Raw genomic sequence first — 19399 nt, forward strand, 5'->3', positions numbered from 1 at the left:
CGAATAAATGTTAAAGTTTCAATGAATTATCGTCAACAGTGTGTTGGGCCTGTTGCCACGGGTTTTTGCAAACGTGCGGAAAGGATAGCCATGCACAATTCCCCGGCAAGAGACTTGCCCCCTGCAAAAGATTTGGAGTCTATCGCCCGGCAGGGCAGCCGCTTCAAGCGTATGGCTGTCAGGATACCAACTTACCTGACCGATCTTAAAGAAAATCCGGCCTGGCTGCCCATGTTCCTATTGGCCAGAACCCTGCCCTTTCGGCGGATCCATTGGCTTGCGACCCGGCAGTCCGTAAAACTTCCCGTTTCCGGCGCTTCGATGTTTACCGATGTCGAGCGCAGCGCCGTCGTCAATGCCTTGCGGACGGATGGTATCTATCCGAGCCTGATGCTGCCGGATCACATCCATCGGGAGATTGCCGAATTTGCTGGAAATACCGGCTGCTACGGTAATTTCAACAGGCAGCTCGAATTCGTCGCGAGCGAACATGGGCAAGCGGAAGCCCGCTTCGGGCGGCCGATTCTCAGCGGGCACTTCTTCGAACGCTCGCTCGATTGCGAGGCCGTCATGGCGGTGCAGCGCGATCCGCTGCTGATCGATGTCGCCCGCCAATATCTCGGCGGGCAGGCCAAGGTGATCACCACCCGCATCTGGTGGAGCTTTCCCACGCAGGCTTCCGAAGCCGACAGAAGCCTCGCCTCGCTCGACAAGTATCACTTCGATCTCGACGATTGGCGGATGCTGAAATTCTTCTTCAATCTCGTCGACGTGGACGAGGACACCGGCCCGCACGTCTTCATCAAGGGAAGCCATAGGCGCCGCCGGGCCCGGCATCAGCTGACTTTGCTTGTGGGGCATCCGGCAAACGAGGTGCTCGATTATTATGGGCAGGCGAATGCGCTGACGCTGACCGGCAAAGCCGGATCCGGCTTCGTCGAGGATCCCTTCGGCTTCCATATGGGCACGGTGCCCACGCGGAAGCCGCGCCTGATGATGGAGGTGGGTTTCGGCGTCTCGAAGCCCTCGCAGCGCCGCTTCCATGGGGAGCCGGTCCTTCGATAGACTTCGTTTGGCCGTCATGCCAAGGAGCGCCGCTACCGGGCGCTCCCCTCGATCCCGCCTCGGGACGAGCGGCCAAACCACCTGGCGATCAGATGATCGAGAGCGATGCGCCCAGGCCCGCCAGCAATGATCACCAGAAAGCAGGTTGCCCAGGTGCCGTGCGTCGGCCAGGCATCGGGATAGACGAAAATCTCAATCACCAGCGTCATGCCAAGCAATGCCAGCGCCGAAAGCCGGCTTGCCAGGCCGATCACGAGCAGAAAAGGAAAGAAATGCTCGCTGAAAGCCGCGATATGAGCGGCGATCCAGGGATCGACCAGCGGTAATTTATACTCCGTCTGGAAGAGATAGACGGCATTATCGGTCGCATGCCAGCCTTCCACTTTCGTCTGTCCCGACTGCTAGAAGACGGCGGCGACCGACAGCCGCGCAATGAGCGCGATCAGATCATGCGGAATGCGGTCGAGAAGCTTTAAGCCGCCATAGAGCCTTTGGGGCACGGTTTCGCGTTCGGCCGGAGCGGCCGTCATCATCGGGTTCTGCATCTTGGTTCCTCTCGTTCAGCGAATGGCCAGGAAAGCGCCTGCCGTAAACGCACCGGCGAGGTTGGCGGAAAGATCGAAATCCGCGGCTTCGGCAAGAGACGTCTCGAAGGCGCTGCCGAGATCGGCGCCGGCAAATAGCCGCTCCAGGAAGACGGCGCCGCCTGGAGGCAGGCGATGCACTTCGACGATCATCTCCGGGCGGACGACGAGAGCATCCTCGGCCGTCCAATCGGCAATATCCGCAAGCTCGATTTCGCCGGTGTTCATCGCCCAGATGGTGACGGCCGGATGGGCGCAACGCACTATCGAGGCGGAGGGATGCGGCACGAAAGCGAGATCGGCCAGGCCCGCCGGCTCGATGTTCGCCAGCAAAGCGGCGTTGAGCGGCGTTGCATCGGCGGCATGATAGGCGTGGCCCCGGGCTGCCTCCAATCTCATAACGTTGGGCAGATAAGGGATTTCCCGCGCCGGCTCGAAATCCTCGGCGAAGTCGGGAAAATCATCGCCATAGGCAAGCAGCAGCGGCGATCGCGGGGGATGCAGGCGGACGAATTCCTGCGCCATGGCTGCAAAAAACTCCTCACCGACGATCCTTTCGGCTGCCGGAAAGCGTGAGGCGAGTGCACTGATCAGGCCGATCGCGACATTGTTGCGATAGACGCCAAAGCGCCGCGCCGGCTCCGGGCCGCTCCAGGCTGTAAGCCCCTTGGGCACGGCCAGGTCAGAATCTATGAGGGCCGCGGCGAATTCGGTTTGCGTGGCGAGAGACATAATCCTCTCCTCATGCCGCTCGGCGATTGGCCGCGCGTTTGAGGATGGCGTCAGCAGCCTCGGCCTCGGCTCTCAGAACGGGCCATTCCGGCACGTCGTTATCCCATTCGACCAGGCTGGCAATCGGCCCCGTCCGGCCGATCAGCTCTTCGTAAAGCTCCCAGACCGGATCCTTTACCGGGGTATCGTGGCTGTCGATCAGGAGCGGCGCGCCGGCATCGTCGATAGTCTCCGAATGGCCGCTCAGATGGATCTCGCGCACCCATTGCACCGGGAAGCGCTCGAGATAGGCCCGTGCATCCATATGGTGGTTGGTGGCGGCGACAAAGACATTGTTGACGTCGAGCAGCAGGCCGCAGCCGGTGCGGCGGGCGACGTCCGCCAGAAACGCCGTCTCCTCGATCGTGCTTTCCTCGAAGAGCAGGTAGGTAGCCGGATTCTCCAGCAGCATCTGCCGGCCGAGCAGCGCCTGAACCTGATCGATATGGTCGCAGATCTGCGCAAGCGTCGCCTCGGTATAGGGCAGGGGCAGCAGATCGTTGAGAAAGGTCGTGTCGTGGCTCGACCACGCGAGATGCTCCGAAAAGCTCTCCGGCTCGTAGCGATCGCAGACGATCTTCAGGCGGGCAAGATGTTCGGTATCCAACGGCTGCATCGAGCCGATGGAAAGACCGACACCATGAATGGACAAGGCATAATCCTGGCGCAGCCGGCCGAGCTGGGCATGCGGCGGGCCGCCGGCACCCATATAGTTTTCGGCATGAACCTCGAAAAAGCCGATCGGCTGCGTTTCGGCATCGATCGCGGCGAAATGCTTCGGCTTGAAGCCGACGCCGGCGCGGCGGGGAAGTTCTGACGGTTTCATTGTGGCCTCCGGGTAAGAGCACTTCCAGCAAAAGTGCGAAGCGGTTTTGCGTCCGGAATTGCGTGAAAACAAAGAGATCATTCCGTCGGGAGGTGAGCGGCGCCTGTGAGAAGATGCGCCGCCCGCGTGTTCGCGCTGCCTTGTCAGACGGGTGCCGGACCCTGCACCAGGGTACCGTGGCTGTTCGGCGTCTTGATCGTCTCGCAGGTTCCGGCGGGAACCAGCTTCCACGAGTTGCGCTGATAGTCGACCTTCGCTGTTCCGGCGCAGGTCGTGCCGGGGCCGGCGGCGCAATCGTTCTGTCCCTTGAGGGCGACGCCGTAGCATTTTTCCTTGGCGTCGGCGGCCGAGGCGCTGGTTGCGCCGGCAGCCAGCGTCACAGCAGTGGCAACCAATGCCGCCAGGGCGAGCGCGGATATCTTGTTCATGACATGCTCCTTACGACGGGTGATCGGCTGGCGATCCGGTTTCGGATCAGGCCGGGGTCAGCGAGCCATGGCCCTTCGGGGTCTTCATGGAGGTGCAGGTGCCTGTGGGAACGAGCTTGAAGGACATCTTGTCGTAGCTCATGGTCGATTTGCCGGCGCAATCATGCTTGCCGGCGGCGCAGTCGTTCTGACCCTTGAGGGCAACACCGTAGCATTTTTCCTTGGAGTCGGCTGCCGATGCCGGAACGGCGACGGATGCCAGTGCCGAGGCGATCGAGCCCGCGATGGCCAGGGTGATGATGCTGTTCTTCATGGATCTGTCTCCTTGATGGATGCGAGCCGCCATTGGCTTGCATCGAGGCTACGGAGCGTCACGGTCGGATGTTACAGCCATATCGAAATTTTTTCGAGATGGCGTCCATCATACCGCGCCGGCTATCTGCCAGTCGGGTTGATATGCTCCCCGTAATGGCGAGCCTGATACGGGTATCGAGGAAAGGCGCGGGTTCGGCGGCTCCCGATGGAAACGAAAGGGCTTGAAAAATAAGTGCCGTTGCCGGTAACGAAAGCCTGCGGATCCGCGTAGAGGAGATGTCGGATGAATCATTCGGCGCGGGAAGAGGAATGGGCAGTCTGGATGCGCGCCGCCATCAGCGGCGATGCGCAGGCGTATCACCGTTTCTTGTCCGCGGTGACGCCGCATCTGCGCGCCATGGCGAAAAGGCGCTGCGATCAGCTCGGTGCCCCGGCGAGCGAGGCCGAGGACGTGGTTCAGGAAGTGCTGCTGGCTGTCCATCTGAAGCGCGGAACCTGGGATTCATCGCGCCCGATCGGGCCCTGGCTGTCGACGATCGTGCGTAACAAGCTGATCGATAGCCTCAGGCGGCGTGGGCGGCATATGAGCGTACCGATCGACGATGTGATCGATTTTCTGGAGGCGGAAGACCATGCCGACGCCTTGGATCGGTTCGATGTCGATCGTATCTTAGAGCAGTTGAAGGATCCGCAGAAAACCATCGTACGCTCGATTTCCGTCGAGGGAGCCAGCGTGCGGGAAACGGCGGGTCGGCTGAAAATGACGGAAGGGGCGGTGCGCGTGGCGCTGCATCGCGCGCTGAAGGCGCTTGCGGCCATCTATCGGAGTGAGACCAGTGAAAACCGATGACCTCATTAATCTTCTGGCGCAGGACGCGCCGGTCCGCACACGGATCGGCAAGGCCCTGACCATGGCGGTCGTCGCGGGCATCCTGATCAGCGGTGGCATTTTCTTTGCGATGATCGGCTTTCGGGCCGACATAGACAGCGCGATGCAGACCGTCCGCTTCCTGTTCAAATTCGTGGTGACCATTGCGCTTGCCGTGACCGCTTGCGCCGTCGTCTTCCGCATCGGCCGGCCAGGCGTATCGCTGCGCATCTGGGGCTGGACGCTATTGGCGGCGCCGCTCCTGCTGCTTGCCGCCGCCGCCGTCGAAATGGCCATCATGCCGGCTGACAGCTGGAGCGCGCGAATGATCGGGCACAATGCCCGCTTTTGCCTGACGCTCATTCCGCTTTTGTCGATCGGGCCGCTTGCCTGCTTCCTTTTTGCGCTACGCCATAGCGCGCCGGAAAGCCCGGGTGCGGCCGGTGCCGTCGCCGGGCTCGCCGCCAGCGGTATCGCCGCGACCTTTTACGCCTCCAACTGCACGGACGACAGCCCGCTTTTCGTCATGCTCTGGTATCCAATCGCGATCGCCATGGTGACATCAGTCGGATACGTCCTCGGCAAACGCCTATTGCGCTGGTGAAATGACCAGCCCCATGCTTCCGGCATGGCCATCATTTCGGGCATGGATGCGCATTGCCAAAAAATCGCATTTGCTTGCGGTAAACTATTTGCATTTGCGACGAATTCGATTATAGAGGCGCAGCCTTCACCGCGAACGGTTTTATCGCCTGGCGGTCGTTGGGGAATAGTTCAATGGTAGAACGACGGACTCTGACTCCGTTAATCTTGGTTCGAGTCCAGGTTCCCCAGCCAATCTCAAGTTTCCTGATTTAAATACATATTTTGATTCGTCTCGGCTCGAGGCGGATATCAATCTTCCGATGATTGAAATCTTTTCGAAGGACAAACGCCTTCTTGTCGTAAGATTTGTTTTGTCGCTGATTCGTGTCGACAATTTAGCTTTGTGCCTAAAATAGAATAGGCTTTAGATGACGATATTGGTTTCGGGCGGAGCCGGTTTTATCGGTGCAAATTTTGTGCTGGACTGGCTTGAGGGACATGACGAGACGGTCGTCAACCTGGACAAGCTGACCTATGCCGGCAATCTGGATACGCTGAAGGGGTTGAAGGGTGATGATCGCCATGTGTTCGTGCATGGCGATATTGGCGATCGCGAGCTGGTGAGCGATTTGCTGTCGATTCACCGGCCGCGTGCGATCCTCAATTTCGCAGCCGAAAGTCATGTCGATCGCTCCATCCATGGCCCCGGCGATTTCATCCAGACGAATATTGTCGGTACCTTCAATCTGCTGGAAGCCGTGCGCGGCTATTGGGCTGGATTGCCGGAGGGGGAGAAGCAAGGCTTCCGCTTTCTGCATGTCTCGACGGATGAGGTCTACGGCACACTGTCGCAGGATGATGCGCCGTTCAACGAACTCAATCGTTATGAGCCGAACAGCCCCTATTCGGCCAGCAAGGCGGCCTCCGATCATCTTGTCCGGGCTTGGCACCATACTTATGGCCTGCCTGTCTTAACGACGAACTGCAGCAACAATTACGGACCTTACCATTTTCCGGAAAAGCTGATCCCGCTGGTGATCCTGAACGCGCTTTCGGGAAAGAACCTTCCGATCTATGGCGATGGCCAGCAGATCCGCGACTGGCTTTACGTCCGGGATCATTGCAGTGCCATTCGCCGCGTCCTGGAAGCCGGCAAGCTCGGTGAGACCTATAATGTCGGCGGCTGGAACGAGAAACCGAATCTCGATGTCGTTCATACGATCTGCGCCATCCTCGATGAGCTCAGACCGAAGGCTGATGGCGGCCGCTATAGTGATCAGATCACCTTCGTTAAGGACCGGCCCGGCCACGATCGTCGTTATGCGATCGATGCCAACAAGCTCGAGCGCGAACTCGGCTGGAGACCCGAGGAGACGTTCGAGACAGGCATTCGCAAGACAATCACATGGTATCTCGAAAATCAGGACTGGGTTCGTAACGTCACCAGCGGCGCATATCGCGAATGGGTCGGTAAGCAGTATGAGGTCGAGTTGTGAGTTCGATCCTGATCACCGGCGCCAATGGGCAGGTCGGTTTCGAGCTGCAACGCTCGCTTGGTGCCTTGGCGAATGTCGTCGCCCTGACGCGCGCGGATATGGATCTGGCCAGCGAAGCCAGCATCCTTGCTGCTCTTGACGAGCACAAGCCTGGTTTCATCGTGAACCCGGCCGCCTTTACGGCGGTGGATCGGGCCGAGAGCGATAAAGAGCCGGCGATGGCGGTCAATGCCACCGCTCCGGGGTTACTGGCACGCTGGGCCGCCGATCACGGCGCCGTGCTCGTGCATTACTCGACCGACTACGTCTTCGACGGCGCGAAAGCCGATCCCTATCGGGAAGACGATGCGGTCAATCCGCAGTCGGTATACGGCGAAAGCAAATGGCTGGGAGAGGAGGCGGTGCGCGCCTCCGGCGCGCAGCATGTCATTTTGCGCACCAGCTGGATCTATGGTCATCACGGCAGCAACTTCCTGAAGACCGTTCTTCGGCTGGCCGGTGAAAGAAGCGCATTGAACATCGTTGCCGACCAGATTGGTGCGCCGACGTCGGCCGCCTTGATTGCCGATGTCACACGCACGGCGATCGAGCGCATCACGGCCTCGCGAGTTCCCGGCGATCTCTCGGGGACCTTTCATCTCACGGCGCAAGGCAGCACCTCCTGGTATGGCTATGCCGCGCATATCGTTCGTGAGGCGTTAGCAGCAAATGTCAAGCTTGCGCTGTCTCTCGAGGCACTGAAGCCGATATCAACAGCTGACTACCCGGCCCCTGCCAAGCGTCCGGCCAATTCGCGGCTGAATTGCAGAAAGCTGATGGATCGGTTTGATGTTACTCTTCCCGCATGGCAGGACGGTGTCGACGATGTCCTGGCGAGATTGCGGGCCGCGGGGAATTGAAAAGCGTAATCTTGCCGATGATTTCCGGCCATGTGCTCCGGGCGATGATACAGAGGCAGATGGATCAAGGACAAGACGTAAAGCCATGACGAAAGCACGCAAGGGAATCATACTCGCTGGCGGATCGGGAACGCGGCTCTATCCGCTGACGCTCGCGGTCAGCAAGCAGCTTCTGCCGATCTATGATAAGCCGATGATCTACTATCCGCTATCGACTTTGATGCTGGCGGGTATCCGCGAGATCCTTATCATCTCGACGCCGCAGGACACGCCTCGTTTTGAGCAGCTGCTTGGCGACGGCAGCCAGTGGGGTATTAGGCTCGACTACGCCGTCCAGCCGAGCCCGGATGGCCTGGCCCAGGCATTCCTGATAGGCGAGGCATTTTTGGCGGGCGCGCCGTCGACCCTGGTTCTGGGGGACAATATTTTCTACGGACATGACTTTACCCGGTTGCTGCACGAGGCGAGCGCCAAGGAAACGGGTGCGACCGTCTTTGCCTATCACGTGCAGGATGCGCATCGCTATGGCGTCGTCGAGTTCGATCAGGGTGGACGGGCGATCAGCCTGGAGGAAAAGCCGAAGATTCCGAAGAGCAATTATGCGGTCACCGGCCTTTATTTCTACGATGAAAGCGTCGTCGACGTTGCGAAATCCATCCGACCGTCGCTGCGCGGCGAGCTGGAGATCACCGATGTCAACGTTCACTATCTTCAGGCCGGCCGGCTGGACGTCCAGACCATGGGGCGCGGCTATGCCTGGCTCGACACCGGAACGCATGAATCAATGCTGGAGGCTAGCCATTACATTGCAACGATCGAGAACCGGCAGGGCCTTAAGGTGGCCTGTCCCGAAGAGATTGCTTATCGCGGCGGCTGGATCAGTGCATCTGATGTCGAGGCGCTGGCGAGCCTGCTGAAAAAAAATGCCTATGGGCAATATCTCCTTGGGATCTTGCGCGAGCGGGTATTTTAAGTACGGCGCTCTTTACGCCGCACCTCCCTTGCTAACAATCCGAGCAGGACGACGAATGAAGGCCATCGACACCGCTATTCCCGATGTAAAGATTATCGAGCCGATGGTGTTTGTCGACGATCGCGGCTTCTTCTTCGAAAGCTTCAGCAAGGCGAAGTTCGAAGCAGCGATCGGCCGAAGCGCCGATTTCGTGCAGGACAATCACAGCCGATCGGGCAGGGGTGTTCTGCGGGGTCTGCACTATCAGCTGCCGCCGCATGCGCAGGCGAAGCTGGTGCGGGTGGTGGCCGGCGAAGTCTACGACGTTGCCGTTGATATCAGGAAATCCTCACCGACATTCGGCCAATGGGTCGGCGTTCTTCTGTCTGCGGAAAACAAGCGTCAGCTCTGGATTCCCGAAGGCTTTGCGCATGGCTTCCTGACATTGAGCGACCATGTCGAGTTTCTCTACAAGACCACCAACTATTATGCGCGGGAGAGCGATCGCGGTATCCGTTGGGATGATACGCAGATCGCCATCGACTGGAAGGTGACGGAAGCGCTCACGCTCTCCGCCAAAGATCGGCAGCAACCATTGTTGACGGATGCCGAGCTATTCGATTAAATTCGGCTTCGATATCAGACCCGATTGTAATCGTCGCTGAGCCTAATGATATCGTTCTCGTCGAGCAGCTCGCCGTATTGAATTTCGATGAAAACCAACGGCTTATCTCCGGCGCACGAAACCCGGTGTGTCGCCTTGAGCGGAATATCGACTGTATGCCCGAGCCGCAGAGCGTGTTCCGTTCCGTCAATCTCGGCAACACCATGCCCCGAAACGGCGGTCCAACGCTCCGAACGGTGATTGTGATATTGCAGGGATAGCCGCTCTCCCGGATTCACAACGATGCGTTTAACAACGTGGTGATCACCGATATCAAGCACATGCCACGTGCCCCAAGGGCGCTGATCATTGTCACCAACTTGGTATAAGCTTCCCGACTTCAATGAGATTTCCTTTACGATAAGCCGATCGGCGACCGAAAATAATGCGCGGGATTAATTCACTGGGGCTGGCAGAGCAAGGGTTTTCTGCGAATGGTGGCAAAAAGCGCCTTCTCGCACGTTGCTATCCAAGTTGCTTAAGGACACTAGTTCAGAATTAGTCGACCCTCAGTGCGGTCGACGTCGATGCAGCCGAAATATTCCGGCGATTGGCCTGGAGATTGCGTGGCTTCTGATGTTTTCTCCGACTTAACGATGCTCGAGGTGACGCAGCCATCACTTTTCTATACAGGAGTGGAATGCGCGTTTTACATTTTTTCAAAACATATTGGCCCGACACATTCGGTGGGGTTGAACGCACCATTCACGCGATCGCCAAGGGTACCGCCAAATATGGCATAGAATCAGATGTTCTCTCACTTAGTAAAACGCCGTTAGAAAACAGCGTCGAATTCGACGGGCATATGGCGTACAAGGCTAAGCTCGACTTCGAATTCGCATCCACCGGTTTTTCGCGCGAAGCGTTCGGGCGATTTCGAGAATTGAGCCAGAAGGCGGATATCGTCCACTATCACTTTCCGTGGCCAGTGATGGATATCGTCCATCTGACCGTTCCCCCCGGCAAGCCGACTGTCGTGACCTATCATTCCGACATCGTGAAGCAGAAGATCTTGCTGCAATTCTACAAGCCGTTAATGTTTCGTTTTCTGAAAAGCGTCGACCGCATTGTGGCGACATCTCCCAACTACCTCATGTCGAGTGATGTGCTGGAAAGCTTCAAATCCAAGACGACAGTGATCCCATTGGGCCTGGACGAGGCCGACTATCCTAAGGCGGATGAAGCGACGGTAGCCCGTTGGCGCGGTAAGCTTCCCAATCGCTTTCTCCTATTCGTCGGCGTCCTGCGGTATTACAAGGGGGTCCACATCCTGCTGGAGGCCGCGAAACGCAATGGCCTCGATATCGTTATCATTGGCAGTGGGCCGATGGAGGCGGAACTGAAGCAGGCCGCCGGGCAAAATCCGCGCAATATTCATTTTCTCGGATCCTTGTCGGACAACGATAAGATTGCTCTGCTCGAGCTGTCTGCGGGGGTCGTCTTTCCCTCGCATCTTCGCTCAGAAGCCTTCGGGCTTTCTCTGGTCGAAGCGTCAATGTTCGGCAAGCCGATGATTTCATGTGAAATCGGCACGGGGACAAGCTATGTCAACCTGGACAAGATAACCGGGTTCGTGGTGCCGCCCAACGATGTCGATGCTCTGTCGAACGCTATGAAGTCCATCTGGGACAACGAGCACGAAACTGCCGTGCTGGGTGCCGCAGCGCGTGACCGCTATCTTGCTTGTTTTACGGCAGAGAAGATGTGTTCACAATATTGTCGTCTCTATCACGAGTTGGGAAGCTAAAATTGAACTCTGGAATACAAACCCGATATCGATTAGCAGCCAGATTGTTGATTTCCGCGCAGAACTGAGCCCGTTTGTCCACCGAGAAGTGAGCCTGCAAATTCCGAGGCAATCCGCCCCCTTATTCCGAGATGGTTGACAAGAATGGCGCGACCGCATTAGCACCTGCTGAAGACAGCGCTGACGTGGAAAAAAAATTATGATTTTGAGTGCGCTCCGGAATGGAATGCGAGGGATCCTCGCTACCTCAATAGTTTATCCGTTTGCGGAGTACTTTGAAGGGCGCGATATCCGGAGCAAGACCAAGTGGGTCCGCGACGAGTTCGACCGGTCACCGGCCGAACGACTGTCACGCGCGGCTTCTCGGCTTGCCGAAATGGTGGTTTTCGCAGGTGAGATGGTGCCCTATTACCAAGATCTTTTCGCAGAGAGGCGATTTGATCCTACCAAGATCCGCAAAGATCCTCGATATATAGAGGATCTTCCTTACATGACTAAAGATATAATCCGAGAACAAGGGGTACGGCTTCTTCGCAAGGATTATGCGAGCATTCGTTTGCACGGAGCGAAAACCGGAGGTTCAACAGGACCCTCCGCAATGATTTATTACGATCAGGAGGCCGTTGATTGGTCATCCGCCGTCACACAGGCCAGCCGTCAATATGTCGGCAGCCCGCACTGGCGAAGCGAGTTGCATTTTGCCTCAAAATTTCCCGAAGTGTTTCCGTGGCGAGATCGATGGCGCGAACACGTAAAGTGCTTTGCCATGAACCGCGACAATATTTTCTTCGCGACCTTTTCAAATGAAGAATTGGAAGCCATTTGGCGTAGGATTAAACGGATACGGCCACATCTTGCTCATGCGCATCCATCGACGGCCTATCGGCTAGCGGAACATGTCCAAGCGACGCGCGGACGGGATCGAGCTTTCGAGGTATTCGAGTCATCCGGTGAGCTGTTAGAGCCACGTCAGCGGGAGAGAATAGAACGGGTCCTTCAATGTCGAGTAATCAACCGCTATGGCCTGGCGGAGGCAGGGGTCATCGCTTATCAGCTTCAGCCCGCGTCTACCGACATGAGATTTTATGAATTTTACGCTTGGCCAGAAGTTCGCCCAACAGAAGACAGCGGCTTTCCGGAAATTCACGGTTCCCGAAACGGCGAGCTTGTCATTACTCCCCTTTTCAACAGGATGATGCCGCTGTTGCGATACAGAACAGGTGACAACGTCGTTATAGCCGAGGGTGTGGAGGGCCTAGTAATCTCCCAAATGGTCGGTCGTATTCATGATGTTATAACAATTGCGGGCACCCCACTTCCAACACATTATATTCAAGATGTGCTCGATCGTGTCGGAGGAATTCGCGAGTTTCAGATCGAAATGCGCGAAGGTATTCCCGTTTTTCGCCTAGTGCTTGAAGCTGAGGTGGATGAAAATGTTGTCAGAGACCGCATTTACTCGTGGTGGTCAGACAAGGTCAAAGTCGAGTTCATTTCATTGGCCGAACTCAAGTTGGTGGGAGTTCGGCAAAAATTCCGGCACCTTCTCCCGGAAAGCGCATCTCGCTCATGATTACAATTTTTGCAGATGTCACCAATAAATTGGCGTCGGATGTTATCACTGAAGCGCTGCGGCGCTCCACAACTCGCGGCATGGTAACAGTTAGCACATCGGATGATACTTCGATAATTGTCGATGGCGGTGTCTTCGTTTTTGTATCTCCGGATCATAGTCGATACGGCCAAATCGAGAAGGCGCTTAGCCTGAACTCCAAGATCTTGATCTTTGGATCTATGCCTACCGACCTTGCCTCGTTGTGTGGCCTTTCGGGCGTTGGTGAAATTCCGGCTTCTTGGCTGGACGCTGCAATGTGCCAACCTGCGTGTGCTTATGAATTTGCTGAGTCCGAGGCGGCTGTGCGGTGGCATTCGCATCCACTGGGAACTTTTTCGCCTTTTCGCTCTCGTCCCTTTCTTCGTTTTGACTTTGCTAACGAGTGGAACAATCTGGGATATGGGCGGATAGCAGCGGACGGAGGACCGTGGTCCATTTCGATGGCTGTGGAGGCCTCTCAAGCTACCGTAATTGCATCCGCATTTACTTCCACCAACAGCGAAGAAATGCCGTTTGTCACGCTATTTGAAACCGAGACTTCGTCGTTGCTCTGGTGGAATCGCGCGACGGGTGGAGTGGATAGCCTTGAGTGGGTTGTTGTAGAGACATTCCTAGCCGACTGGCGACACGAAGTCTTGCCTTGTGTTCCTGTGGTGAGCGAGACACCCTGTGGCTTTGATGGCGTCGTCACGATGCGTCTTGATTGCGATGAAGACATTGCGTCCGCGCGACCACTCTTTGAGTTATACAGAAGCCGCGGCTTGCCCTTTTCAGTGGCAGTAAAGACGGGACAGCAGGAAGGCGACGCTCATGTCGCCCTTCTAAAAGACATAATTGATGCAGGAGGGGCGGTATTGTCCCATTCTGTTACGCACGCACCTGAATGGGGTGGTTCCGAAGAAGCATGTTTTCTTGAGGCGCGAACGTCATCCGATTGGCTGGAGGAGCGCCTCCCAGATGTAACCATTCGGTATGCTGTTTCGCCGTTCCACCAGAATCCAAGTTATGTGCCGCGGGCATTGCGCCGAGCCGGCCTTCAAGGCTTCGTAGGCGGCATCATAGCGAACGATCCTGAAATGTTGCTGGCGCGAGGGGGGACCATACCTGGAGATTCGTCTGGTCTAATAACTCATAGCCAACAATGTATGCTGCATGGCGACTGCCTCCTCAGCAAGGAGGATCCACTGGCAATTAACAAGCAAGCATTTGATGCCGCGCGCAAAGCCAAATCTATGTTTGGTTATCTCGATCATCCGTTCTCGCCGCGATATGAATACGGATGGGGTTCTGAAGAAAAGCGCTTAGCAATGCATGCCGACTTCTTGAACTACATTGGAAACGCAGGGCACGATCAAAGCACGCTGTGGCTGAATGAAGTAGATGCCCTGGACTGGATTTCCGCAAAAATGCGGTTGTCATTGCGTAAAACCGAACGCGGATTCGAAATCTCTGAGGGCACGGCATTTGCTCTTGAACGCAATCTCGAATTTCGAGTTAGCTGGCGCGGCAGGAACATGCCTCTCTCGGAGATCGTTGATGGTGAGTGAACGTCATATAATGGTCATCGTGGGTACGCGCCCGGAAGTAATTAAGATGGCTCCTGTTGTTAGAGAACTACAATCACGGGCCGGCACACTGAGGTGCACTCTTGTTTCGACCGGCCAGCATCGCGAGATGTTGCAACAGACGTTGTCGAGTTTTAACCTCTCCTGCGACGTCAATCTGGAAATTATGAAACCTGGTCAATCGTTAACTGGCTTAACCAGTTGGGCAATTTCGGCGTGCGACGAGGTCTTCCGAACTGCGCGGCCGGATCTGGTTCTTGTTCAAGGCGACACAACAACAGTTTTGAGCGCCGCCCTAGCCGCACATTACAACAGGATCCCTGTTGGGCACGTTGAGGCCGGGCTGCGGACATACCATCGCTACAACCCTTTTCCAGAGGAGATGAATCGCAGGCTTCTAGCATCCCTCGCCACATTACATTTCGCTCCGACGAAACGTGCGGCTCGACAACTACAGAAGGAGGGTGTTGCGGCCTCCAAGATTTTTGTGACCGGCAACACGGTTGTCGACGCGTTGGAGGAGCTTCGGCAATCCGGGTATCAACAAGCTGTCAGTGAAGCCGTGAATAACGCCGTCTCCCTCAGTAATGGGCGATTTGTACTTATAACATCTCATCGTCGCGAAAGCTTAGAGGGAGATCTCCACATCATTGTGGCAGCCGTGAGAACGTTGGCAAAACGATTTCCCGATCGCTTATTCTTCTTTCCGGTCCATTTGAACCCAAATGTGCGCTCGATAGTAGTGCCGGCGCTTTCAGGTATCGAAAATATAACTTTATCCGATCCAATCAGTTATCCCGATATCCTTCACTGCTTGTCGGCAGCAGAGTTGGTCCTCACCGATTCCGGTGGGCTCCAGGAAGAGGCACCATCATTCGGAACGCCTGTTATCGTGCTTCGTCGAACTACGGAACGCCCTGAGGGAGTCAAGGCAGGTTTCGCGCGTCTCGTCCCCATCGTACATGACAAGATCGTATCAGCCGCAGCACGTTGGCTCCGCGAGAATCGACGCTTGCAGCTCGAGGGGCGCCCAAACCCATATGGAGATGGAAAAGCAGCGTCTCGAATAGTTGAGATTCTTTCGCAAGAGTCCCCGGTGACGTTTTGAGCGAGCGCAGGCTGACCTTCATCTTGTTCTCGACCGCTGATTGGCTCGCGCCATATTGGACGAACAAGCAACATGTAGCTAAAGGCCTTGCCGAAAGAGGTCACCGGGTTCTCTATATCGAATCGCCTGGAATTCGGCCCCCAAGAGGAAATGCCAGGGATATCAAGCGAATGGTAGCCAGGCTGCGGCGGGGGGTTTCGGCGCCGACTGAAAGGGGCGGAAACCTATGGGTTCTTTCGCCGCTCACAGTTCCGCTCGGCCACAGATTTGCGATAGTGAGGAGGCTAAATGGTTGGCTTTTACGCTGGGCAATACAGAATTGGTGTTCTCAAAGTTCTGTGGGAGATATCGTTCTATGGACCTACCATCCTTATATTAGCGGCGTTAGCGAAGCCATTCCCGCGGCCGCAATGGTCTATCACTGCGTCGACGACCTGGCAGCAATTCCTGGTGTAGACGCCACCATCTTTAGAATGATGGAAGACGATCTGTTAGCCCGGGCGGATTTGGTGTTTACAACAAGCCCGTACTTGCAGGATCACTGCGCAAGAATCGCTGGACCGAGGGCAATTTACGAGAGAAACGTGGCGGATATCGAGCACTTTGCCCAAGCCCGGCAAAAGGGGTCAATTCCGGATGACCTAGGGTGTATCAATGGTCCGAAACTCTGTTACGTGGGTGTGCTTTCAGACTATAAGCTGGATTTCCATTTTATCGAAAAATGCGTCCAATTAAGTCCAGATTGGAATTGGGTTTTCATAGGTCAAGAACCAGAACGCCAAGCTAATCCAATTGTTGCTCGTTTGGCGAAGCGGTCGAATGTACATTTCCTAGGCTACAAAACATATGATGTCCTGCCTGATTATCTGCGTGGGATTGATGTCGCTCTACTCCCTAATCTAACATCCGGTTATATGTCGGGAGTATTCCCCATGAAACTGTATGAGTACCTTGCGGCTGGCAAACCTGTGGTAGGGACGAGAATAGCAGCTTTGTCACAATTGGCCGAGCAAATTAGCATCATTGATACCCCGCAAGAAATGGTAGAAGCGGTAGCAACAATACTCGCGTCCCCGCCCGAACCGATAGCATTGGGCCACCCGGATCTGGCTAATTTCAGTTGGAATGCGCGCCTGGACAGGATGATGCAACGTCTGGTTCCGATCATAGACGCGCAATGACGAAATGGAGCCCAACATGACATTCCAGTTCGCGATGCGTTTCGTGGAGATCACGTGCGTCCGGGAATTACACGTTAAACGGGCGTTGGTATAAATCTCTGTCGTGTAAATCCGCCGCCGTCCACGGCTCCCCGGCTAGATTCGGCCATGTTCTTTTGATAAGTAGGCGCTCGGATTGCTGACGATGGAGACGTAGAGTTTGACAACTTTAATAGGTGCACAAGATGAAAGGCCGTCTGTAAATTCTGACGCAGGAAATCCGGAGCCTGAGCGGATTGTAAGCGGAGAAAACATGGCGGCTCTGGCGCAGCATGATCTTCTAGCCGGATTTCTAAAACGCGATCTTTGGCTCAAATTTGCCCTTCACGATATTAGGCAACGTTTCCGTCGATCTCTCTTGGGGCCATTTTGGATAACACTGAGTACCGGCGTGATGATTGCGTCTTTATCTGTGGTCTTTGGCAGTTTGTTTGGTCGGGACTTGACTGATTTCGTGCCTTATGTTGCGACTGGCCTCATCTATTGGACATTTCTCTCGTCAATGATCACCGAGGGGTGTGTGGCTTTCATCGAGCGTGAGGGATACATTAGAAATGTCCCCATGCCGCTTATAGTTCATTTTTATAGAGCGTTTGCACGGAACACCATTGTCCTCGCGCACAATATGGTGATCTATGTGCTAGTTTTTGTATATTTTCGACACTCCCTGAACCACAACTATCTTCTCTTTATACCGGGATTTTTGCTCTTCTTGCTTAATCTTGCATGGCTATCGCTTCTCGCCGCGCTGTTTTCGACGAGATACAGAGATATCCCGCAGTTGATCAATAGCGTGATACAAATCATATTCTTTGTTACGCCTGTTTTTTGGTCAGTCCGGCAGTTTCCGAAGCGGCCGGCGGTAATAGACTTCAACCCAGCCTATCATCTATTAGAAATCGTCCGCGCGCCTTTGCTTGGGGAGGCACCGGAATACACGTCGTGGATCGTCTGCAGTGTAATGGCAGTCGCGGGTAGCTTTGCGGCTCTTGTTGTTTATCGGAAGGCATATGGGCGCCTTCCTTACTGGGTCTAAGGATACTGTGGATGCCGCATATATCTATTACGAATCTCAGTGTTGAGTTTAACGTCTACGGAACAAATTCGCGCTCTTTGAAGAAACGTATTCTCTCACAAGCCACGGGGGGGCGTATCAGCTCAGCTAAGGGCGATCATGTTCAAGTTCGCGCCTTGAATCAGATTAACCTTGAGGTGTGCGACGGCGAGCGCATCGGCTTGATCGGCCATAACGGCTCCGGAAAGTCCACTTTGTTGCGGGTGCTTGCGGACCTGTATAGACCGACTAGTGGCACAGTCCGCACAGTTGGAAACATTGGAACACTGATTGATCCGAGCGCCGGTATGGACCCGGATTCAAGTGGAATCGAGAATATTTACCTTCGAGGGTACGTGCTGGGCCTTAGCGCGAAACAAATCTCAGAACGGATTGACGAAATCGTCGAGTTCACGGAGTTGGGTGACTTTATTAATTTGCCGCTCCGAACTTATTCGGCGGGGATGTTCGCTCGCTTGTCATTTGCAATATCGACCTCAATCAAGCCGGACATTTTGCTGATTGACGAAGGTATTGGTGCAGGTGACGCCGGATTCATTCAGAAGATGCGCGCTCGCCTTGATAAGTTTGTTAACGATGCGAGCATTCTTATGCTTGCCTCGCATGACCAAAGTTTAATCGAGCGGTTCTGTAATAAGACAATTACGTTGGAGCACGGCAATATTGTCGATATTTCATCGAGCTAAAATAGTGTATCCCTAACGCCGAGTTCGATTAACGCAGGTCGAAGTTGCGCTGGATGCTTTACCGTTGGCACGGCCGACGGAGGTATCCTCGCGCCTCTTCCTAATTTTTGGAGTACTTATGTGAATTCCAATCGGTTAAAGCGGATCGCGGTTACCGGAGCAAACCGCGGGATTGGCAAGGCGACAACCGCTGCGTTGGTAGAAGCCGGTTACGAGGTGCACGCTCTTGTCCGGTCGCATCAAAGCTCCACGTCATCTGCAGAACATTTGAATCATCCGCATGTGATCGTCCATGACTACGATCAAAGCTTAATAGCAGTGAATGACAGTGGATTTCCTAAGACATTAGAAGGTCCGTTCTTCGGCTTGATCAACAACGCAGCCATTTGCGAGCAAGAGAGCCTTGCTGATTCGCGCCGTGACACATTTGATCGTATAGTCAACACCAATTTGACGGGCGTATTTCACCTTACTCGGCTACTTTTGCCAATGATTGCGGATGGTGGTCGTATTGTGAACATATCCTCCCAGCTTGGTATCGAGGGACGTGCGGACTTCGGCGCATACTGCGCGACCAAGTTTGCACTTATAGGATTGACAAAAACTTGGGCTAAAGAACTTGGCACAAGAAAAATCACTGTGAACGCTGTCTGTCCCGGTTGGGTAGAGACCGACATGACGCATCTCGATATCGAAAAACTCGCACGAAAAAAGGACGTCTCTCCAGAGATCTATCGGAAATACGTTGAGGATCATATTGAGATGCGGCAGATGAACTCTCCGAACGATGTTGCCGCATTGATTGTTTTCCTACTATCGCCCGCAGCGGGAAGAATCTCTGGAAGAGATTGGCTCATGCATAACAACTTTGGCTAACGTCAGCTTGAGCGTGGGTAGATTTAATCAATAGCGTCGCGATTTCTAGTTCAA

The 19399-nt window shown here is 55.2% G+C and carries 20 protein-coding genes, 1 tRNA gene and 1 pseudogene; 16 read left to right on the plus strand and 6 right to left on the minus strand.

Annotation, left to right across the window (positions count from 1 at the left end; all coding sequences use genetic code 11):
• Positions 1-90: 90 nt before the first annotated feature.
• A complete protein-coding gene (locus tag HGP12_RS31840) occupies positions 91-1065 on the plus strand; it encodes a phytanoyl-CoA dioxygenase family protein (protein WP_168880108.1) in 975 nt (324 codons plus the stop codon).
• A gap of 32 nt (positions 1066-1097) precedes the next feature.
• Here the strand turns inward: HGP12_RS31840 and HGP12_RS31845 are convergent.
• From HGP12_RS31845 to HGP12_RS31865, 5 genes and pseudogenes are all read right to left on the minus strand, one after another.
• A pseudogene (locus tag HGP12_RS31845) lies at positions 1098-1610 on the minus strand (DoxX family protein).
• A 15-nt stretch (positions 1611-1625) separates the two neighbouring features.
• On the minus strand, positions 1626-2381 hold the full coding sequence (locus HGP12_RS31850; protein WP_168880109.1) for a DUF2063 domain-containing protein: 756 nt from the start codon (positions 2379-2381) through the stop codon (positions 1626-1628).
• A 10-nt stretch (positions 2382-2391) separates the two neighbouring features.
• Entirely contained in the window at positions 2392-3246 is an 855-nt protein-coding gene (locus HGP12_RS31855) for a DUF692 domain-containing protein (RefSeq protein WP_168880110.1), read from the minus strand.
• 143 nt (positions 3247-3389) lie between these two features.
• Positions 3390-3674 (minus strand): DUF2282 domain-containing protein, encoded by a 285-nt coding sequence (locus HGP12_RS31860; RefSeq protein ID WP_168880111.1) that lies wholly within the window; start codon positions 3672-3674, stop codon positions 3390-3392.
• Positions 3675-3720: 46 nt separating this feature from the next.
• Positions 3721-3987, minus strand: a complete 267-nt coding sequence (locus HGP12_RS31865) for a DUF2282 domain-containing protein (protein ID WP_168842012.1) — start codon at positions 3985-3987, stop codon at positions 3721-3723.
• A 285-nt stretch (positions 3988-4272) separates the two neighbouring features.
• On the opposite strand from HGP12_RS31865, the gene HGP12_RS31870 reads away from it, so the two are divergent.
• From HGP12_RS31870 to rfbC, 7 genes are all read left to right on the plus strand, one after another.
• Positions 4273-4839 carry a sigma-70 family RNA polymerase sigma factor gene (locus tag HGP12_RS31870; RefSeq protein WP_168880112.1) on the plus strand — a complete coding sequence of 189 codons (567 nt, stop codon included), beginning with the start codon at positions 4273-4275 and terminating at the stop codon, positions 4837-4839.
• The gene (locus tag HGP12_RS31875; protein WP_168880113.1) at positions 4826-5461 is read left to right on the plus strand and encodes an NrsF family protein; all 636 of its coding nucleotides are present in this window, start codon (positions 4826-4828) and stop codon (positions 5459-5461) included. The genes HGP12_RS31870 and HGP12_RS31875 overlap by 14 nt, the downstream gene beginning before the upstream one ends.
• 159 nt (positions 5462-5620) lie before the next feature.
• A tRNA-Gln gene (locus tag HGP12_RS31880) sits at positions 5621-5694 on the plus strand.
• Positions 5695-5870: 176 nt separating this feature from the next.
• Positions 5871-6938 (plus strand): dTDP-glucose 4,6-dehydratase, encoded by a 1068-nt coding sequence (gene rfbB / locus HGP12_RS31885; RefSeq protein ID WP_168880114.1) that lies wholly within the window; start codon positions 5871-5873, stop codon positions 6936-6938.
• A complete protein-coding gene (gene rfbD / locus HGP12_RS31890) occupies positions 6935-7837 on the plus strand; it encodes a dTDP-4-dehydrorhamnose reductase (protein ID WP_168880115.1) in 903 nt (300 codons plus the stop codon). Before rfbB ends, rfbD begins: the two co-directional genes overlap by 4 nt.
• Before the next feature lie 85 nt (positions 7838-7922).
• A complete protein-coding gene (gene rfbA, locus HGP12_RS31895; protein ID WP_168880116.1) occupies positions 7923-8810 on the plus strand; it encodes a glucose-1-phosphate thymidylyltransferase RfbA in 888 nt (295 codons plus the stop codon).
• Positions 8811-8865: 55 nt separating this feature from the next.
• The gene (rfbC, locus tag HGP12_RS31900) at positions 8866-9414 is read left to right on the plus strand and encodes a dTDP-4-dehydrorhamnose 3,5-epimerase (protein WP_168880117.1); all 549 of its coding nucleotides are present in this window, start codon (positions 8866-8868) and stop codon (positions 9412-9414) included.
• Positions 9415-9428: 14 nt separating this feature from the next.
• Here rfbC and HGP12_RS31905 read toward each other — a convergent pair whose 3' ends face one another.
• Positions 9429-9797, minus strand: a complete 369-nt coding sequence (locus HGP12_RS31905; protein WP_205926775.1) for a phosphomannose isomerase type II C-terminal cupin domain — start codon at positions 9795-9797, stop codon at positions 9429-9431.
• A gap of 296 nt (positions 9798-10093) precedes the next feature.
• Between HGP12_RS31905 and HGP12_RS31910 the strand changes: the two genes are divergently transcribed.
• The 8 genes from HGP12_RS31910 to HGP12_RS31945 all read left to right on the plus strand — a co-directional run bounded on the left by HGP12_RS31910 (position 10094) and on the right by HGP12_RS31945 (position 19345).
• Complete coding sequence (locus tag HGP12_RS31910) at positions 10094-11200, plus strand: glycosyltransferase family 4 protein (RefSeq protein WP_168880118.1); 1107 nt, start codon at positions 10094-10096, stop codon at positions 11198-11200.
• Between the two features lie 199 nt (positions 11201-11399).
• Positions 11400-12773: a phenylacetate--CoA ligase family protein gene (locus HGP12_RS31915; RefSeq protein ID WP_168880119.1), complete on the plus strand. Its 1374-nt coding sequence runs from the start codon at positions 11400-11402 to the stop codon at positions 12771-12773.
• The gene (locus tag HGP12_RS31920) at positions 12770-14362 is read left to right on the plus strand and encodes a hypothetical protein (protein ID WP_168880120.1); all 1593 of its coding nucleotides are present in this window, start codon (positions 12770-12772) and stop codon (positions 14360-14362) included. The genes HGP12_RS31915 and HGP12_RS31920 overlap by 4 nt, the downstream gene beginning before the upstream one ends.
• Complete coding sequence (gene wecB / locus HGP12_RS31925; RefSeq protein WP_168880121.1) at positions 14352-15488, plus strand: non-hydrolyzing UDP-N-acetylglucosamine 2-epimerase; 1137 nt, start codon at positions 14352-14354, stop codon at positions 15486-15488. Before HGP12_RS31920 ends, wecB begins: the two co-directional genes overlap by 11 nt.
• 338 nt (positions 15489-15826) lie before the next feature.
• Positions 15827-16669: a glycosyltransferase gene (locus tag HGP12_RS34380; protein ID WP_312862962.1), complete on the plus strand. Its 843-nt coding sequence runs from the start codon at positions 15827-15829 to the stop codon at positions 16667-16669.
• 292 nt (positions 16670-16961) lie between these two features.
• The gene (locus tag HGP12_RS31935; RefSeq protein ID WP_168880122.1) at positions 16962-17744 is read left to right on the plus strand and encodes an ABC transporter permease; all 783 of its coding nucleotides are present in this window, start codon (positions 16962-16964) and stop codon (positions 17742-17744) included.
• 11 nt (positions 17745-17755) lie between these two features.
• Positions 17756-18469, plus strand: coding sequence for an ABC transporter ATP-binding protein (locus HGP12_RS31940; RefSeq protein ID WP_168880123.1), 714 nt, complete (start codon positions 17756-17758; stop codon positions 18467-18469).
• A gap of 120 nt (positions 18470-18589) precedes the next feature.
• Positions 18590-19345 carry an SDR family NAD(P)-dependent oxidoreductase gene (locus HGP12_RS31945; protein WP_168880124.1) on the plus strand — a complete coding sequence of 252 codons (756 nt, stop codon included), beginning with the start codon at positions 18590-18592 and terminating at the stop codon, positions 19343-19345.
• Positions 19346-19399 lie beyond the last annotated feature (54 nt).

The sequence above is a fragment of the Rhizobium sp. P28RR-XV genome, assembly GCF_012641385.1.
Classification (GTDB): domain Bacteria; phylum Pseudomonadota; class Alphaproteobacteria; order Rhizobiales; family Rhizobiaceae; genus Rhizobium.

Coding starts and splice junctions, on each gene's coding strand:
- HGP12_RS31910 (WP_168880118.1), top strand. CDS start 10,094: ATGCGCGTTTTACATTTTTTCAAAACATATTGGCCCGACACATTCGGT.
- HGP12_RS31865 (WP_168842012.1), bottom strand. CDS start 3,987: ATGAAGAACAGCATCATCACCCTGGCCATCGCGGGCTCGATCGCCTCG.
- HGP12_RS31855 (WP_168880110.1), bottom strand. CDS start 3,246: ATGAAACCGTCAGAACTTCCCCGCCGCGCCGGCGTCGGCTTCAAGCCG.
- rfbB (WP_168880114.1), top strand. CDS start 5,871: ATGACGATATTGGTTTCGGGCGGAGCCGGTTTTATCGGTGCAAATTTT.
- HGP12_RS31850 (WP_168880109.1), bottom strand. CDS start 2,381: ATGTCTCTCGCCACGCAAACCGAATTCGCCGCGGCCCTCATAGATTCT.
- rfbC (WP_168880117.1), top strand. CDS start 8,866: ATGAAGGCCATCGACACCGCTATTCCCGATGTAAAGATTATCGAGCCG.
- HGP12_RS31935 (WP_168880122.1), top strand. CDS start 16,962: ATGGCGGCTCTGGCGCAGCATGATCTTCTAGCCGGATTTCTAAAACGC.
- HGP12_RS31915 (WP_168880119.1), top strand. CDS start 11,400: ATGATTTTGAGTGCGCTCCGGAATGGAATGCGAGGGATCCTCGCTACC.
- HGP12_RS31920 (WP_168880120.1), top strand. CDS start 12,770: ATGATTACAATTTTTGCAGATGTCACCAATAAATTGGCGTCGGATGTT.
- rfbA (WP_168880116.1), top strand. CDS start 7,923: ATGACGAAAGCACGCAAGGGAATCATACTCGCTGGCGGATCGGGAACG.
- HGP12_RS31940 (WP_168880123.1), top strand. CDS start 17,756: ATGCCGCATATATCTATTACGAATCTCAGTGTTGAGTTTAACGTCTAC.
- HGP12_RS31840 (WP_168880108.1), top strand. CDS start 91: ATGCACAATTCCCCGGCAAGAGACTTGCCCCCTGCAAAAGATTTGGAG.
- wecB (WP_168880121.1), top strand. CDS start 14,352: ATGGTGAGTGAACGTCATATAATGGTCATCGTGGGTACGCGCCCGGAA.
- HGP12_RS31860 (WP_168880111.1), bottom strand. CDS start 3,674: ATGAACAAGATATCCGCGCTCGCCCTGGCGGCATTGGTTGCCACTGCT.
- HGP12_RS31870 (WP_168880112.1), top strand. CDS start 4,273: ATGAATCATTCGGCGCGGGAAGAGGAATGGGCAGTCTGGATGCGCGCC.